The sequence below is a fragment of the Noviluteimonas lactosilytica genome (assembly GCF_020866925.1).
Taxonomy (GTDB): Bacteria; Pseudomonadota; Gammaproteobacteria; order Xanthomonadales; family Xanthomonadaceae; genus Noviluteimonas; species Noviluteimonas lactosilytica.
Window position 1 is genome coordinate 43,995 of the sequence record NZ_JAJGAK010000002.1, and the last position, 15,888, is coordinate 59,882.

General features: G+C 67.1%; 11 protein-coding genes. 2 read left to right on the forward strand and 9 right to left on the reverse strand.

Going from position 1 to position 15,888, the window contains the following annotated elements:
* Positions 1-107: 107 nt before the first annotated feature.
* Complete coding sequence (locus tag LK996_RS09405) at positions 108-1,790, forward strand: long-chain fatty acid--CoA ligase (protein WP_230526931.1); 1,683 nt, start codon at positions 108-110, stop codon at positions 1,788-1,790.
* A gap of 217 nt (positions 1,791-2,007) precedes the next feature.
* Positions 2,008-2,880, forward strand: a complete 873-nt coding sequence (locus LK996_RS09410; RefSeq protein ID WP_230526932.1) for a crotonase/enoyl-CoA hydratase family protein — start codon at positions 2,008-2,010, stop codon at positions 2,878-2,880.
* 36 nt (positions 2,881-2,916) lie between these two features.
* Here LK996_RS09410 and LK996_RS09415 read toward each other — a convergent pair whose 3' ends face one another.
* The 9 genes from LK996_RS09415 to carB form a co-directional block, all read right to left on the reverse strand.
* Positions 2,917-5,100, reverse strand: a complete 2,184-nt coding sequence (locus tag LK996_RS09415) for an ATP-binding protein (RefSeq protein WP_230527509.1) — start codon at positions 5,098-5,100, stop codon at positions 2,917-2,919.
* Positions 5,097-6,173 (reverse strand): cyclic di-GMP phosphodiesterase response regulator RpfG, encoded by a 1,077-nt coding sequence (rpfG, locus tag LK996_RS09420; RefSeq protein WP_230526933.1) that lies wholly within the window; start codon positions 6,171-6,173, stop codon positions 5,097-5,099. Before rpfG ends, LK996_RS09415 begins: the two co-directional genes overlap by 4 nt.
* Before the next feature lie 114 nt (positions 6,174-6,287).
* Complete coding sequence (locus LK996_RS09425; protein ID WP_230526934.1) at positions 6,288-6,659, reverse strand: PilZ domain-containing protein; 372 nt, start codon at positions 6,657-6,659, stop codon at positions 6,288-6,290.
* Between the two features lie 50 nt (positions 6,660-6,709).
* Positions 6,710-8,230, reverse strand: a complete 1,521-nt coding sequence (gene lysS / locus LK996_RS09430) for a lysine--tRNA ligase (protein WP_230526935.1) — start codon at positions 8,228-8,230, stop codon at positions 6,710-6,712.
* Between the two features lie 48 nt (positions 8,231-8,278).
* Positions 8,279-9,407, reverse strand: a protein-coding gene (prfB, locus tag LK996_RS09435) for a peptide chain release factor 2 (protein ID WP_230526936.1) whose coding sequence is annotated in 2 segments (ribosomal slippage) — positions 8,279-9,331 and positions 9,333-9,407 — 1,128 coding nt in all. Because the reading frame shifts where the segments join, the coding sequence is not laid out codon by codon here.
* Between the two features lie 88 nt (positions 9,408-9,495).
* Positions 9,496-11,214, reverse strand: a complete 1,719-nt coding sequence (recJ, locus tag LK996_RS09440) for a single-stranded-DNA-specific exonuclease RecJ (RefSeq protein ID WP_230526937.1) — start codon at positions 11,212-11,214, stop codon at positions 9,496-9,498.
* Positions 11,211-12,152, reverse strand: a complete 942-nt coding sequence (locus LK996_RS09445) for a phosphoglycerate mutase (RefSeq protein ID WP_230526938.1) — start codon at positions 12,150-12,152, stop codon at positions 11,211-11,213. The genes recJ and LK996_RS09445 overlap by 4 nt, the downstream gene beginning before the upstream one ends.
* A gap of 7 nt (positions 12,153-12,159) precedes the next feature.
* A complete protein-coding gene (greA, locus tag LK996_RS09450) occupies positions 12,160-12,624 on the reverse strand; it encodes a transcription elongation factor GreA (protein ID WP_230527511.1) in 465 nt (154 codons plus the stop codon).
* Between the two features lie 14 nt (positions 12,625-12,638).
* On the reverse strand, positions 12,639-15,884 hold the full coding sequence (carB, locus tag LK996_RS09455) for a carbamoyl-phosphate synthase large subunit (protein WP_230526939.1): 3,246 nt from the start codon (positions 15,882-15,884) through the stop codon (positions 12,639-12,641).
* Between the last annotated feature and the right edge of the window lie 4 nt (positions 15,885-15,888).

Genomic DNA, 15,888 nt, shown 5'->3' on the forward strand with positions numbered 1-15,888 from the left:
AAGCCTAAAGCAGCGCCTTGCCAGCCTGTAGTGCCTATGCTCCAATCGGTCGAGTTTCCGTACGGCCCCGCATCGGCGCCGGCGGTCCCAATGATCCGGGGGAATGCATGCAGCAACACGCGCGTCCATGGCTGGCCAGTTATCCGCAGGGCGTGCCCGCGGAGATCGATGTCGACGAGTTCCCGTCGATCGTCTCCGTGCTGCAGACGTCGCTGGAAAAGTATCGCGACCGCCCCGCCTTCTCCAGCCTCGGCAAGGTGCTCACGTACGCGGAAGTCGATCGCCTGAGCCAGCAGTTCGCCGCGTACCTGCTCGGCGAACTCAAGCTGAAGAAGGGCGATCGCGTCGCGATCATGATGCCCAACTGCCTGCAGTACCCCATCGCCACGTTCGGCGTGTTGCGCGCGGGGCTGACCGTCGTCAACACCAATCCGATGTACACCGCGCGCGAGTTGAAGCACCAGCTCGTCGACTCCGGCGCGTCGGTGCTGCTCGTGCTCGACAACTTCGGCGCCGTCGTGCAGGAAGTGCTCGAAGACACGCAGATCCAGCAGGTGATCACCACGGGCCTGGGCGACATGCTCGGCTTCCCGAAGGGCGGGATCGTCAACTTCGTGCTGCGCCACGTGAAGAAGATGGTGCCGGATTACGACATCCCCGGCGCGATCCGTTTCCGCGACGCGCTCACGCTCGGCCAGATGCACAAACTGCCCGACATCTCGATCGATCCGCAGGATCTCGCGTTCCTGCAATACACCGGCGGCACGACGGGCGTCGCCAAGGGCGCGATGCTCACCCATCGCAACCTCGTGGCGAACATGCAGCAGGCCGCGGCGTGGGTCGGCGTCAACGTGAAGATGGGCGAAGAGATCATCGTCACCGCGTTGCCGCTGTACCACATCTTCGCGTTGACGGCGAACGGCCTGGTCTTCATGAAGTTCGGCGGCCTGAATTACCTGATCACCAATCCGCGCGACATGCACGGGTTCGTGAAGGAACTGAAGAAGGTTCCCTTCACCGCCATCACCGGCGTCAACACGTTGTTCAACGGCCTGCTCAACACGCCGGGCTTCAAGGACATCGACTTCTCGCGCCTGCATCTCACGCTCGGCGGCGGCATGGCCGTGCAGCGCGCCGTCGCGGAACGCTGGAAGCAGACCACCGGTTGCACGCTCGTCGAAGCCTATGGCTTGACCGAGACCTCGCCCGCCGCGTGCATCAATCCGATGGACCTCGCCGAATACAACGGTTCGATCGGCCTGCCCGTGCCGTCGACCGACGCATGCCTGAAGGACGAAGACGGCAACGTCCTGGGCCTGGGCGAAGTCGGCGAGTTGTGCATCAAGGGTCCGCAGGTGATGAAGGGCTACTGGAACCGCCCCGACGAAACCGCGAACGTCATCGACGCCGACGGCTGGCTGCACACCGGCGACATGGCGAAGATGGACGGGAAAGGCTTCTTCACCATCGTCGATCGCAAGAAGGACATGATCCTGGTGTCCGGCTTCAACGTGTATCCGAACGAAGTCGAAGACGTCATCGCGATGCTGCCGGGCGTGCTCGAAGTCGGCGCGGTCGGCGTGCCGGACGACAAGTCGGGCGAAGCGGTGAAGGTCGTCATCGTGCGCAAGGATCCCGCGCTCACCGCCGAAGACGTCAAGGCGCACGCGCGCGAGAACCTCACCGGCTACAAGCAGCCGAAGTACGTGGAGTTCCGTACCGAGCTGCCGAAGACGAACGTCGGCAAGATCCTGCGCCGCGAACTGCGCGACCCGACCAGCAAGGCGTGAATCGGCCGGGGACCACGCGTCCCCGATGAACGGGTCCGCTGCGCCTCGAATGGGCGCAATGCGCGCAATCCGCTACCGCTCGTCGCCACGCTACTGAGAACGCTTGCATTTTCACCCGGCCACGACAATTGGCCGGGTGTAGCATCCCCCACGTGGGCCATTGCCCGCCCGCTGCCCACCCCTGTCTAGCGGTCGGGATCCCAAGGGGACACAAATCATGAGCAACATCGAGAAGCTGCAGCGCAGCCTCCGCTACCCGACCCTGCGCGTCGAAGCCGAGCCCTCCGGCGCCGCTCACTGGCTTTACATGCATGCGGACGCGAAGACCGGCATCCGTCCGTGCTTCCGCACGGAGCTGATGGATGAGATGTGGCGCTACCTCAACGGCATCACGTTGCCGAAGACCCAGCGTCGTCCCGGCAACCTGCGCCATGTGGTCATCGCGTCCGACGCCCCCGCGTTCAACCTCGGTGGTGACCTGGAACTGTTCGCCAAGCTCATCCGTGAAAACAATCGCGAACAGCTGCTCGCCTACGCGCGTCGTTGCGTCGACGGCGTGCATTCGATCCACAGCGGTCTCGGCGGCGACGTGCGCACCATCGCGCTGGTCCAGGGCGACGCGCTTGGCGGCGGCATGGAACTCGCGCTGTCGTGCCACACGATCGTGGCGGAAGAAGGTTGCGGCATGGGCCTGCCGGAAGTGTTGTTCGGCCTGTTCCCGGGCATGGGCGCCTACTCGTTCCTGTGCAAGCGCGTGTCGCCGCAGATGGCCGAGAAGATGATCCTCAGCGGCCAGGTGTACACGATCGACGAACTGCACAAGCTCGGCGTCGTCGACATCCTGGTGCCGAAGGGCGAAGGCGAAGCCGCCGTGCAAGACCTGATCACCCGCCAGCAGCGCGCCCCGCATTCGCATCTCGCGCTGAACCAGGTGCGCCAGATCGCGCAGCCGGTCGGTTACGACGAACTGATGGGCATCACCGAAGTGTGGGTCGATACGGCGCTGGCGCTGGGCGATCGTTCGCTCAAGACCATGGACCGCATCGTTCGCGCGCAGGAACGCCGTTCGGGAGCCGAAGCCGCTGCGTGAGTGAACTTCGCCAGTTCGACCAGACGTAACGCCTGATCAGCCGTTTTCGTTGTCGCGCGCGGCCTGTTGTCCGCGCGCGTCCAGCGCGGCGCGTCCTTGCGTCATGCGTTCGCGCAGCGCGGCCAGCCTTGGCCGCCATTCGCGCGTCAGTTGCCACTCGGGCAATCGCATCCACTCGCTGCTGCCCGCGGCGAGCTTCACCAATCCCAGGTTGCTGGAAACACCCTTGAGTGCGTGCGCGTGATCGCGCACCGCCGCCCAGTCGCCGGCTTCGCCGGACTTCTCCAGCGACATCAGGCACGTCTCCGCGTCGCGCAGGCACTGCGCGATGAATTCGCGCACGAAGGTTTCGCCCATGCCGAGCGACGCGAGCTCCTCGAGCACACTCGGATCGAAGTCGTCGTTGGTCACCGGCAGGTCGACGCGCACGCTGGCCTGCGCCGCCGTGTTCGCCTGCCCGCTGATCGCGACTTCAGCCAGGGTGTCGAGCAGGCGCGCGGCGACGACGGGCTTCGGCAGGAACGCGCGCGCACCCGCCTGCGCGCATTGCTGGATCGCCTCGGGCGTGACGTCCGCGGTGAGCACGATCACCGGCGTGCGGCGACCGCCGCCGGCTTCCATGACGCGCAACTCGCGCAGCAGGTCCAGGCCGCTGACGCCGGGCATGTGGAGGTCGACGATCGCGGCGTCGAAGCTGTTCGCCGCCAACGCATCGAGGACTTCTTCGCCGTCGCCGACGCTGGTGACGCGATGCCCCGCCTTCTGCAGCAGGCGCTGTAACACCATGCGGTTGGCGGCATGGTCGTCGGCGATCAGCAGGTCGAGCGAACGCACGCGCGCGCGATGTCGCAGGAACGGATCGCCGAACGCGATGACGTTCGCCGCGGTTTCGCCGAACGCAACCGGCGCGGTCGGCGCAGGCGCAGGCTTGGCTTCGGTCGCGGGCGCTTCCGACGGCGCCGCCTCGACCTGGTCGAACGGCAACTCGACCCAGAAACGACTGCCGCGTTGTTCCGAACTCTCGAAGCCGATGCTGCCGCCCATCGCCTCGGTCAGGCCCTTGGCGATCGTCGTGCCGAGGCCCGTGCCGCCATAGCGACGCGACAGGCTGGCGTCGGCCTGCTCGAAGGCCTCGAACAGGCGCGCACGCGCCGCGGCCGGAATGCCGATGCCGGTGTCGATGACGGTGAAGCGCAGGCGCACGCTCTTGCCTTCCACGTGCGCGAGCGCGACTTCGAGCCGCACGGAGCCCTCGTCGGTGAACTTGATCGCATTGCCGGCGAGGTTGATCAGCACCTGGCGCACGTGGCTCGCATCGCCGAGCAGGCGATCCGGCACGTCGGACCCGAGCTTCAGCACGTACTCGATGCGCTTGTTGCGCGCGCTCGGCTGCAGGATCGCGCCGATGCCCTCGAGCAATTCGCGCAGCGAGAACTCGACGGTGTGCAGCTTGAGCTTGCCCGCCTCGATCGCCGAGATGTCGAGCACGTCCTCGACCAGCGACAGCAGCGTGCGCGTGGACGCCTGGATGGTGTTGAGGCACTCGCGTTGTTCGGCGTCCAGGCGCGTGGTCGCGAGCAGTTCGGACATGCCTGCCAGGCCGTTGAGCGGCGTGCGGAACTCGTGCGACATGTTGGCGAGGAAGCGGCTCTTCGCTTCGTTCGCGCGGCGCGCTTCCTCGGTCGCGCGCGTCAACGCACGCAACAGGCCCGACAGGTACAGCGGCACCGCGATGAGACCGACCAGCAGGCCAACGCCGAGGCTCTGGTTCCCGTGCCAGTAGTCGCTGAAGAGCAACGTGCTGCCGAAACTCGTGACCGCGCCGAACACCGCCATGTACAGGTAGCGATTGCCGAAGCGCAGGCCGTTGCCGACCGTCACCCACATCAGGATCACGTAGACCCACGCGAGCGGTTCGCCCATGCGGATCATGGCCAGGCCCATGAGGCCGTAGTCCGAGACCATGCCGAGGATGCGGCGCGGATGCGAGACGCCCGGGCGCGAGACGATCGACACCACGATGCCCAGGCCGACCGCGAAGCCGGTGAACACCATCAGCAGCACGTCGCGATATTCGGAGAGCGGCTCGCCGCCGGGGCCGCGCACCAGCAGGTAGGCCAGCACCACCGACAACACCGCCAGGCGCACCAACGCCTGCCCGTGCTCGCTGTCGGGGCGGTTGGACAGGCGCTGCCGGAGTTCGGCCAGTCCCACGGTCAGGCTTCCAGTGCGGGCCGCGCGCTGACGGTGGAGAAGCGCTGGCAGATGTCGTCGAGGCGATCGCGCATGCGGATCAGCACTTCGACGCAACGCGGATCGAACAGGCGCCCGCGCTGCGCGTAGAGATACGCGAGCGCGGCGTCGATCGACCACGCTTCCTTGTACGGGCGCGGGGAGATCAGCGCGTCGAACACGTCGGCCACCGCGACGATGCGCGCTTCCAGCGGAATCGCTTCGCCGACGAGGCCGTCGGGATAGCCGCTGCCGTCGTAACGCTCGTGGTGGCGCAGCGCGACCGTCGCGCCGGTCTGGATGAAGCGGCTCTGGCTGCCGCTCAGCAACTCGTGCCCGATGCGCGGATGGCGACGCATGATCGTCACCTCCTGTTCGGTGAGCGGGCCGGGCTTGAGCAGGATGGCGTCGGGGATCGCGATCTTGCCCATGTCGTGCAAGGGCGCCGCGAGTTCGATCAGGCGCGCTTCGTCCTCGGTGAGGCCGAGGCCTTCGGCGATCAGGCCGGCGACGTGCGCCATGCGTTCGAGGTAGGCGCTCGTGCCGATGTCGCGGTATTCGATCGCGCGCGCCAGGCGCGACAGCGTTTCGCGTTCGCGCTCCTCGACCTCGTTCATCGACGACAGCAGGCGCTGCTCGAGCGAGAGCGCACGCTGCTTCACCGTCTCGGCCTGCTGGCGCAGGTGCAGCAGGTTGCGGCAACGCGCGCGCAGTTCGCGCGGGCGCACCGGCTTGACGAGGAAATCGATGACGCCGGCTTCGAGCGCGGCCTGGCGGACGGGCTCGTCGCCCACGACGGTCACCAGCACGATCGGCACATCGCGATGCACCGGCGGACGACGGAAGCGGCGCGCGAACTCCAGGCCATCCATGCCGGGCATGCGGTAATCCAGAAGCAGCAGGTCCGGCCGGTTGCTCTCGCACCAGGCCAGCGCCGCGGTCGGGTCGCCGAAATCATGCACGGCCAACTCGGGACCGATGTCCTCGAGGATGTGGCGCAGCATGGTGCGCGCCGAGGTCTGGTCGTCGACGATGACCACGTTCACTTCATTGACCCGCATGCGTTGGCGCCCCCCGGAATCCTTCCCCCGGCGTTGACCGGGAGGATACTCCGCCGTGCGGCGGGAAATACGGAACGGCAGCGGAATCCGCGACGCCGTCCGCAGGCAGGGGCCTCAAGGGCGCACCACCGGGTCGTCGGGGCTTCCGGTCCGTAGCGTGCCGTAGTGAGAGAGCACCCGCTCCAGGGTGCGCACCATGCGGCCGGGCATCGGCGCGAAGCGCAGGCCGACCGTCGATGCATCGATGCGCGCGACCCGGGCCATCAGCAGGAAATCGATCTCCGCCTCCGGTGGTCCGCAACGCACTTCGACTTCCAGCGCCTGTCCCACGGGGAGCGCGAAGCCGGGCGGGCGGCGCATGTGCAGGCCGGTGATCGACAGGTCGTGCAGGGGCGCGCGCCAGTCGCCCTCGGGCCCACGGATGATCGCCTCGCCGTCCATGCGGACGCGCGAACGACGGACATCGGTTTGTGCCATCTGCACCATGCAGCCCTCCCCTCGCCATTGAACGCGGGGGGAGACCGATAGCGGACAGATCAGCCGTGCCCGTGCGCCTCGGGGCGCATGTACGGGAACAGCAGCACGTCGCGGATCGAGTCCGAGCCGGTCAGCAGCATCACCAGGCGATCGATGCCGACACCGAGGCCGCCGGTCGGCGGCAGGCCGACTTCGAGCGCGCGGATGTAGTCCGCGTCGAAGTGCATCGCTTCGTCGTCGCCGCTTTCCTTCGCCTCGACCTGCGCACGGAAACGCGCGGCCTGGTCTTCCGGATCGTTGAGCTCGGAGAAGCCGTTGGCGAGTTCCTTGCCGCCGATGAACAACTCGAAGCGATCGGTGATGCCGGCTTCCGTGTCGGATTCGCGCGCGAGCGGCGAGACCTCGACCGGATAGTGCGTGATGAACGTCGGCTGCGTGAGTCCCGCTTCCACCGTGTGTTCGAAGATCGACAGCAACAGCTTGCCCCAGCCCTCGCCCTTCTTCACCGGGATGCGAAGGCGTTCGCAGTGCTTCGCGAGCGCGTCGCGGTCGCGGCAATCGGCGACGGTGATGTCCGGGTTGAGTTCGCGCACCGCTTCTTCCAGGCGCCAGCGACGGAAACGCGGGCCGAGTTCGATCGCGTTGCCTTCCCACGTCATCGCGGTCGTGCCGATCGCATCGAGCGCGGCGTGGCGGATCATGTCTTCCGTGAGATCCATGATCTCGTCGTACGTGGCGTAGGCCTCGTACAACTCGAGCATCGTGAACTCCGGGTTGTGCCGCGTGCTCACGCCTTCGTTGCGGAAGTTGCGGTTGATCTCGTACACGCGCTCGAAACCACCGACGACCAGGCGCTTGAGGTACAGCTCCGGCGCCACGCGCAGGAACAGGTCCAGGCCGAGCGCGTTGTGGTGGGTCACGAACGGCTTCGCGGTCGCGCCGCCGACGATGTAATGCATCATCGGCGTCTCGACTTCGAGGAAGCGGCGCGCATCGAGCCAGCGACGGATCGACGCGATCACCTGCGAACGCTTGACGAAGACTTCGCGTGCTTCCGGCGTCACGATCAAGTCGACGTAACGCTGGCGATAGCGCTGCTCGACGTCCGCCAGGCCGTGCCACTTGTCGGGCAACGGGCGCAGCGACTTGGTGAGCAGGCGCAACGTGTCGGCCTTCACCGACAACTCGCCGGTCTTCGTGCGCATCAGCGACCCTTCGGCCGCGACGATGTCGCCCACGTCCCAACCCTTGAACGCGTCGTACGTCTCGCCCAGCACCGTCGACTGCAGGAACAACTGGATGCGGCCGGTGACGTCCTGGATCTGCGCGAACGCGGCCTTGCCCATCACGCGCTTGGCGAGCAGGCGGCCGGCGATCCGGATGCGGCGCGGCAGCGCTTCGAGCGCTTCGCCCGTCCACTGTCCGGCGTCGGCGAATTCGGCCTGCAGGTCGCCGGCGTGGTCGGCGCGGCGGAAGTCGTTCGGGAACGCGATGCCCTGCGTGCGCAACGCGGCGAGCTTGGCGCGGCGTTCGGCGATCAGGTGGTTTTCGTCGTGCTGGACGGTGGTGTCGTCGGTCATCGGAATGTCGTCGTCGGAATGTGGCGAGTGTCGGGTTCGAAGGGATCGTCAGGCAGCGTCGCTGCGTTTCGATCCGGCCTCCAGCCCCGATTTGAGGCTCGCCTCGACGAACTCGTCCAGGTCGCCGTCCAGCACCTTCTGCGTGTCGCTGCGTTCGACGCCGGTGCGCAGATCCTTGATGCGGCTCTGGTCGAGCACGTAGTTGCGGATCTGGCTGCCCCAGCCGATGTCGGACTTGCTCGCTTCGAGTGCATCCTTTTCGGCGTTGCGCTTCTGGATCTCGAGCTCGTACAGCTTCGCCGCCAGCATCTTCATCGCGCGGTCGCGGTTGGCGTGCTGGCTGCGCTCGGTCTGGCAGGCGACGACGGTATTCGTCGGCACGTGCGTGATGCGCACCGCCGACTCGGTCTTGTTGACGTGCTGGCCGCCCGCGCCGGACGAGCGATACACGTCCGTCTTCAGGTCGGCCGGGTTGATCTCGATGTCGATTTCGTCGTCGACTTCGGGCGAGACGAACACCGACGTGAACGAGGTATGGCGACGGTTGTCCGAATCGAACGGCGACTTGCGCACGAGGCGATGCACGCCGATCTCGGTCTTCAGCCAGCCGTAGGCGTAGTCGCCTTCGACGCGGAACGTGGCGGACTTGATGCCCGCGACTTCGCCGCCGGAGACTTCGAGCAGTTCGGTCTTCCAGCCGCGCGACTCGGCCCAGCGCAGGTACATGCGCAGCAGGATCTCGGCCCAGTCCTGCGCCTCGGTGCCGCCGGCGCCGGCCTGGATGTCGACGAACGCCGAATGCGAATCCATCTTGCCGCCGAACATGCGCTGGAACTCCAGCTGTTCGACGCCGCGCGCGTAACGGTCGACGTCGGCGACGATCGCGTTCGCCGTGTCCTCGTCGTTTTCCATCTCGACGAGCTCGAGCAGCTCGTTCGCGCCGTCGAGGCCTTCGGTCAGGTCACGGATGCCGTTGACGGTCTTGTCGAGCAGCGAGCGTTCGCGGCCCAGGGCCTGCGCACGCGCGGAGTCGTTCCAGACGTCCGGGCTTTCGAGTTCGCGGTTGACTTCTTCCAGACGCTCTTTCTTGGCGTCGTAGTCAAAGATACCCCCGAAGCGAATCCAGCCGGCCCGTGAGGTCGGCGATGCGCTGGCGGATGGGATTGAGTTCGATCATGTGGGGCGAGGCTGCAACAGATTGGTCGCGAATGATAGCAGCCGGGGCGTGGTCGCTTCCGGGTTCAGCCGAGCCCGTCCGCCGGCCATCAGGCCGCTCCGTCGAGGTGCTCGACCACGAGCTGGATCGCGTCGCCGCCGCGGTAATCGTCGACGGCCAGGCGATACGCGAGGTGCACGCGCGACGGCGGCGCCCTGCCGGTCCAACCGTTGAAGTGGATCGCGTCGACCGGCCGCGGGCGGCCTTCGATGCGTAGCGATAGTTTGAGGTGACGTTCGCCGATCACGCGATGCCCGATCACGTCGAACAGGCCGTCGAACACGGGCTCGGGGAACGCCTGGCCCCACGGACCGCCGTCGCGCAGGCACTCGGCATTCGCGCGATCGAACTCGTGTGCTTCGAGCATGCCGTCGCTCACCAGTTCGGCGTGCAGCAACGCGGGGTCGAGCACGCGCTCGACGTGCGTGCGCAGCGCTTCGGCGAACCCTGCGAGCGCGCCGTGCGGAAGACTCAGGCCTGCGGCCATCGCGTGGCCGCCGAATCGCGGGATCATCCCGGGCAACGCGGTGTCGACCGCGGCCAGCGCATCGCGGATGTGCAGGCCGGGAATCGAACGCGCGGAGCCGCGCAACGCATCGCTGCCCGGTTCGGCGGGCGCGAATGCGACGACCGGTCGATGCACGCGATCCTTCATGCGCGAGGCGACGAGCCCCACCACGCCCGGATGCCAATCCGGATCGAACAGGCACAGCACCGGTGGCAACGCGCCGTCGAGCGCGACACGCGCCAGCGCCGCTTCCGCTTCGTCGGTCATCTGCTGCTGCACGCCCTTGCGCTCGGCGTTGATCTCGCCGAGCACGGTCGCGAGATGACGCGCGTGCGATGCGTCGTCGGTGAGCAGGCATTCGATGCCGACCGCCATGTCTTCGAGGCGGCCGGCGGCGTTGATGCGGGGTGCGAGCGCGTAGCCGATGTCGGCCGCGGTCAGCGTGCGCACATCGCGGCCGCTGGCTTCGATCAATGCCTGCAGTCCCGCGCACCCCTGCCCCGCGCGCAGGCGACGCAGGCCCGCGCCGGCGAGTGCGCGGTTGTTCGCATCGAGCGGCACCAGGTCGGCGATCGTGCCGACGGCCACGAGGTCGAGCAGCGTCGAGAGGTCCGCATCGGCCGCCGCGCCTTCCGCGCGCAGTCGTGCGCGCAACGCGAGCAGCACGTAGAACATCACGCCGACGCCCGCGAGCGCTTTGCTCGGGAAACCGTCGCCGCGCAGGTTCGGATCGACGATCGCGTGCGCATCCGGCAGCGTTTCGCCGGGAAGATGATGATCGGTGACGAGCACCTGCCAACCGCGCGCACGCGCGGCGGCGACGCCGGCGTGGCATGCGATGCCGTGGTCGACCGTGACCAGCAGGTCGGGTTGCAACGTGGCGAGATCGTCGACGAGGCCGGGCGACAAACCGTAGCCGTGCACCGCGCGATTGGGCACCGCGTGCGACACGCGCTTCGCGCCCAGCAACCGCAAGCCGCGCACGCCGACGGCGCACGCCGTCGCACCATCGCAATCGAAATCGCCGACGACGACGATGTGCCTGTCCTGCGCGATCGCATCGCGCAGCAAGGCGGTGGCCGCGTCCATGCCGCCGAGCGAATCGGGGGCATGCAGGCGCGCGAGCTTCGGTCGTGCGCTCTCGAAATCGGAAGCGCCGCGCGTCGCGTACAAACGACGCAGCAGCATCGGCACCTGGTCCGGCCACTCGCCCGCGGGCACGACCGCAGGGCGACGCACGATGCGGCGGATGATCGTCATGCGTCGAAGGCCTTCGTCGGCTTGCGCCAGAAACGCCAGCGCTGGCTGCGCAGGAAGGTGAACTGCGCGCCGTCTTCGCAATCAATCGCGAGGGAGGACAACGTGCCCGACTTCAACGAAGAGAGCGCCGGCTCCACCCACTCCGCATCGAGCGCACGCAGATCGCGCAACGACCGCAGGTCGAACAATCCGGCGCCGTCGAAACGCGCAGGCAGATCGACGCCGCCAGCGTCGGCGATCGAAGCCAGCGCACGCAACGTGATTTCGTTCGAACGCACGCTCGCATGCGGCGTCGTCACGTGATCCGGCAACACGCCGCCGCCCCAGAACCACAACGAGTTCACCGGCGGCTTGCCCGCGGCAGCGCGCTGTGCATTCAACGGATGCTGGTGCAGCGCGACCTGCGCTTCGCTCAGCAATGCGCGCCAGCGACGCCCTTCGGGACCTTCGGGCAAGTGGTCGAACAGATCCGCGCCCAGCGCCTCTTCCGGCGAAGCCATCGACGGCAGCTTCGCTTCGCGCGGCAATCGCAGGTACCAACGCGCAGGACGCGGCGCGTCGATCGGCATGCCGGAGTCGCCGAACAACGGACGCAACACCGAAACGAACGCGTCGGCTTCCGCCTGGTCGAGCCGCAACGCATCGCCGCACGCGAGCAATCGCGCACCGTTGATGTCGGGCCGCACGAACGCGGGATCGGCGCGCAACCACGCGCTCAACGGGGCGTCGTTCGCATCGAACGCGCGCGTGATCGCAGCGACGGGCCAGCCACGCGGCAACAGGTCGAAGTGGCGCAGCAACTGCGCGCGTTCGCCCGCGTCGCCTTCGGTGCGATCCGCACGCCCGAGCGCCTTCGCGAACAGCGGCGGCAACGCCTGCGCGCCGAACCGCGAGCGCGCCGGCAACAGGAAGGTCGCCGACGCCGCGGGTGCGTCCATGCCGCCGTCAGCCCTCGTAACGGACCGCGACGATTTCGTACTCGCGCTGTCCGGCGGGCGCCTCGATGGTGATGACGTCGCCCTCGTGCTTGCCGATCAGCGCGCGCGCCACCGGCGAGGAGATCGCGATCATCCCCAGCTTGATGTCGGCTTCGAGGTCGCCGACGATCTGGTACTGCTTTTCTTCGCCGCTGTCGGCGTCGGCCAGCTCCACCGTCGCGCCGAACACGATGCGCGGACCGGCGTTGAGCGAAGCGACGTCGATCACCTGCGCGTGCGACAGCTCGCCTTCGAGCTGCTTGATGCGGCCTTCGATGAAGCCCTGCTGTTCGCGCGCGGCGTGGTACTCCGCGTTTTCCTTTAGGTCGCCGTGCGCGCGGGCCTCGGCGATCGCGTGGATCACCGCCGGCCGCTTCACCGACTTGAGTTCTTCGAGTTCGGCACGCAGGCGCTGCGCGCCCTTCGCCGTCATCGGTGCCCTGTTGCTCATGCCTTCGTCAATTCCTGGTGGAGCGCCTGCAGCGCGTTCACTTCGCCCTTGCCGCGATGGTCGAGCGAGTTGAGCAGTGCGCGGGCGCCCGCGATGGTGGTCGAGTACGTGACGCGCTGCTGCAAGGCTTCGCGCCGGATCGAGAACGAGTCGGAGATCGCCTGCTTGCCCTCGGTCGTGTTGACGATATACACGATCTCGCCGTTCTTGATCAGGTCGACGATGTGCGGCCGGCCTTCGATCACCTTGTTGATGCGATCGCACGCAAGTCCGTTCTCGCGCAGGAAATCCGCCGTGCCGCCGGTGGCGACGAGCGAATAACCGCGACGCACGAGATCCTGCGCCACCGGCAGCACGCGCTTCTTGTCCGGATCGCGCACCGACACGAAGGCCTTGCCGACCGGCGGCGCCTTCACGCCACCGGCTTCCTGCGCACGCGCGAACGCGGCGCCGAAGCTGCGGCCCACGCCCATCACTTCGCCCGTCGAACGCATTTCGGGGCCAAGAATGGGGTCGACGTTCTGGAACTTCGCGAACGGGAAGATCGCTTCCTTCACCGAGAAGTAGCCCGGCACGATTTCCTTCGTCGCCCCCTGCTCGGCGAGCGTCTTGCCGGCCATGCAGCGCGCGGCGATCTTGGCCAGCGGCATGCTGGTCGCCTTCGACACGAACGGCACGGTGCGCGAGGCGCGCGGGTTCACTTCGAGCAGGAAGATCGTGTCCTGCCCTTCTTCGTTCTGCTGGATCGCGAACTGCGTGTTCATCAGCCCGACGACGTTCAGCGCCTTCGCGAGCGCGACGACTTGTTCGCGCAACCGATCCTGCGTGTCCTTCGACAGCGAGTACGGCGGCAGCGAGCACGAGGAGTCGCCCGAATGCACGCCGGCTTCCTCGATGTGCTCCATCACGCCGCCGATCAGGACGTTGCCGTCCTTGTCCGCGATGATGTCGACGTCGACTTCCACCGCGTTGTCGAGGAAGCGGTCGAGCAGCACCGGCGAATCGTTCGACACCTTCACCGCTTCGCGGATGTAGCGCGAGAGGTCGGCGTCGGAATACACGATCTCCATCGCGCGGCCGCCGAGCACGTAGCTCGGGCGCACGACCAGCGGATAGCCGATCTGGCGCGCGATCGCGAGCGCTTCGTCGTGGTTGCGCGCGGTGCCGTTGGGCGGCTGCAGCAGGCCGAGCTTGTCGACGAGCTTCTGGAAGCGTTCGCGGTCTTCGGCCAGGTCGATCGAATCCGGCGAAGTGCCGATCACCGGCACGCCGTTGGCTTCCAGCGCCTGCGCGAGCTTGAGCGGCGTCTGTCCGCCGAACTGCACGATCACGCCCTTGGGCTGTTCGAGTTCGACGATCTCCAGCACGTCCTCGAGCGTCAGCGGCTCGAAGTACAGGCGATCGGAGGTGTCGTAATCGGTCGACACGGTTTCCGGGTTGCAGTTGACCATGATGGTCTCGAACCCGTCTTCGCGCAGCGCGAGCGAGGCGTGCACGCAGCAGTAGTCGAACTCGATGCCCTGCCCGATGCGGTTCGGGCCGCCGCCGAGCACGATGATCTTGTCGCGCTGCGTCGGGTTGGCTTCGCACTCGTCTTCGTACGTCGAGTACAGGTACGCGGTGCTCGTGGCGAACTCGGCCGCGCACGAGTCGACGCGCTTGTACACCGGACGCACGTTGAACGCCTTGCGCAGCGCGCGCACGGCGGATTCGTTGGTGCCGGCGAGCTGCGCGATGCGCGCATCCGAGAAGCCCTTGCGCTTGAGCTGGCGCAGGCGGCGCGCGTCGAGCGCGTCGAGGCCCGCGGCGGCGACGTCCTTCTCGATCGCGATGAGTTCTTCGATCTGGTCGAGGAACCACGGATCGACGAACGACAGCGCATGCACGTCTTCGACCGTCATGCCCGCGCGGAACGCGTCGCCGAGGTGGAACATGCGTTCCGGGCCCGGCTCCTTCAGTTCGCGGCGCAGTTGCGCGATGCCGTCTTCCGTCGCGAGGTCCAGGCCCGTGGGATCGAGGCCGACCTTGCCGGTTTCCAGGCCGCGCAATGCCTTCTGCAGCGATTCCTGGAAGCTGCGGCCGATCGCCATCACTTCGCCGACCGACTTCATCTGCGTGGTCAGGCGCGGATCGGCGGCCGGGAACTTCTCGAACGCGAAGCGCGGGATCTTGGTGACGACGTAGTCGATCGTGGGCTCGAACGAGGCCGGCGTCTTGCCGCCCGTGATCTCGTTGCGCAGCTCGTCGAGCGTGTAGCCGACGGCGAGCTTGGCCGCGACCTTCGCGATCGGGAAGCCGGTCGCCTTCGACGCAAGCGCCGAGGAACGCGACACGCGCGGGTTCATCTCGATCACGACCACGCGGCCGGTCTGCGCGTTGATGCCGAACTGCACGTTCGAGCCGCCGGTGTCGACGCCGATCTTGCGCAGCACCGCGACGGAGGCATCGCGCAGGCGCTGGTACTCCTTGTCGGTGAGCGTCTGCGCCGGCGCGACGGTGATCGAGTCGCCGGTGTGCACGCCCATCGCGTCGAGGTTTTCGATCGAACAGACGATGATGCAGTTGTCCGCTTTGTCGCGGACCACTTCCATCTCGAACTCCTTCCAGCCCAGCACCGATTCCTCGACAAGGATCTCGTGCACCGGGGACAGTTCGAGGCCGCGCTTGGCGATCTCCTCGAACTCTTCCTTGTTGTACGCGATGCCGCCGCCGGTGCCGCCGAGCGTGAACGAGGGGCGGATGATCGTCGGATAGCCGACGCGCGCCTGGATCTCCACGGCCTGTTCGAAGGTGCGTGCGACTGCCGCCTTCGGGCACTCCAGCCCGATCTCCTGCATCGCGATGCGGAACAGCTCGCGATCTTCGGCCATGCGGATCGCTTCGCGCGAGGCGCCGATCAACTCGACGTTGTATTTCTCGAGTACGCCGTTGTCGGCGAGGTCGAGCGCGCAGTTGAGCGCGGTCTGGCCGCCCATCGTCGGCAGCAGCGCGTCGGGCTTTTCCTTCGCGATGATCTTCTCGACGGTCTGCCAGTTGATCGGTTCGATGTAGACCGCGTCCGCCATTTCGGGGTCGGTCATGATCGTGGCCGGATTGGAGTTGACGAGGACGACGCGATAGCCCTCGTCGCGCAGCGCCTTGCACGCTTGCGCACCGGAGTAGTCGAACTCGCACGCCTGGCCGATGACGATCGGGCCCGCGCCGATGATGAGGATGGTCTTGAGGTCGGTTCTCTTGGGCATTGTC

What these genes read in the sequence shown, in the direction of transcription:
- LK996_RS09405 (WP_230526931.1), top strand. Translation starts at nt 108, where the DNA reads ATGCAGCAACACGCGCGTCCATGGCTGGCCAGTTATCCGCAGGGCGTG.
- LK996_RS09410 (WP_230526932.1), top strand. Translation starts at nt 2,008, where the DNA reads ATGAGCAACATCGAGAAGCTGCAGCGCAGCCTCCGCTACCCGACCCTG.
- rpfG (WP_230526933.1), bottom strand. Translation starts at nt 6,173, where the DNA reads ATGCGGGTCAATGAAGTGAACGTGGTCATCGTCGACGACCAGACCTCG.
- LK996_RS09425 (WP_230526934.1), bottom strand. Translation starts at nt 6,659, where the DNA reads ATGGTGCAGATGGCACAAACCGATGTCCGTCGTTCGCGCGTCCGCATG.
- lysS (WP_230526935.1), bottom strand. Translation starts at nt 8,230, where the DNA reads ATGACCGACGACACCACCGTCCAGCACGACGAAAACCACCTGATCGCC.
- recJ (WP_230526937.1), bottom strand. Translation starts at nt 11,214, where the DNA reads ATGACGATCATCCGCCGCATCGTGCGTCGCCCTGCGGTCGTGCCCGCG.
- LK996_RS09445 (WP_230526938.1), bottom strand. Translation starts at nt 12,152, where the DNA reads ATGGACGCACCCGCGGCGTCGGCGACCTTCCTGTTGCCGGCGCGCTCG.
- greA (WP_230527511.1), bottom strand. Translation starts at nt 12,624, where the DNA reads ATGACGGCGAAGGGCGCGCAGCGCCTGCGTGCCGAACTCGAAGAACTC.
- carB (WP_230526939.1), bottom strand. Translation starts at nt 15,884, where the DNA reads ATGCCCAAGAGAACCGACCTCAAGACCATCCTCATCATCGGCGCGGGC.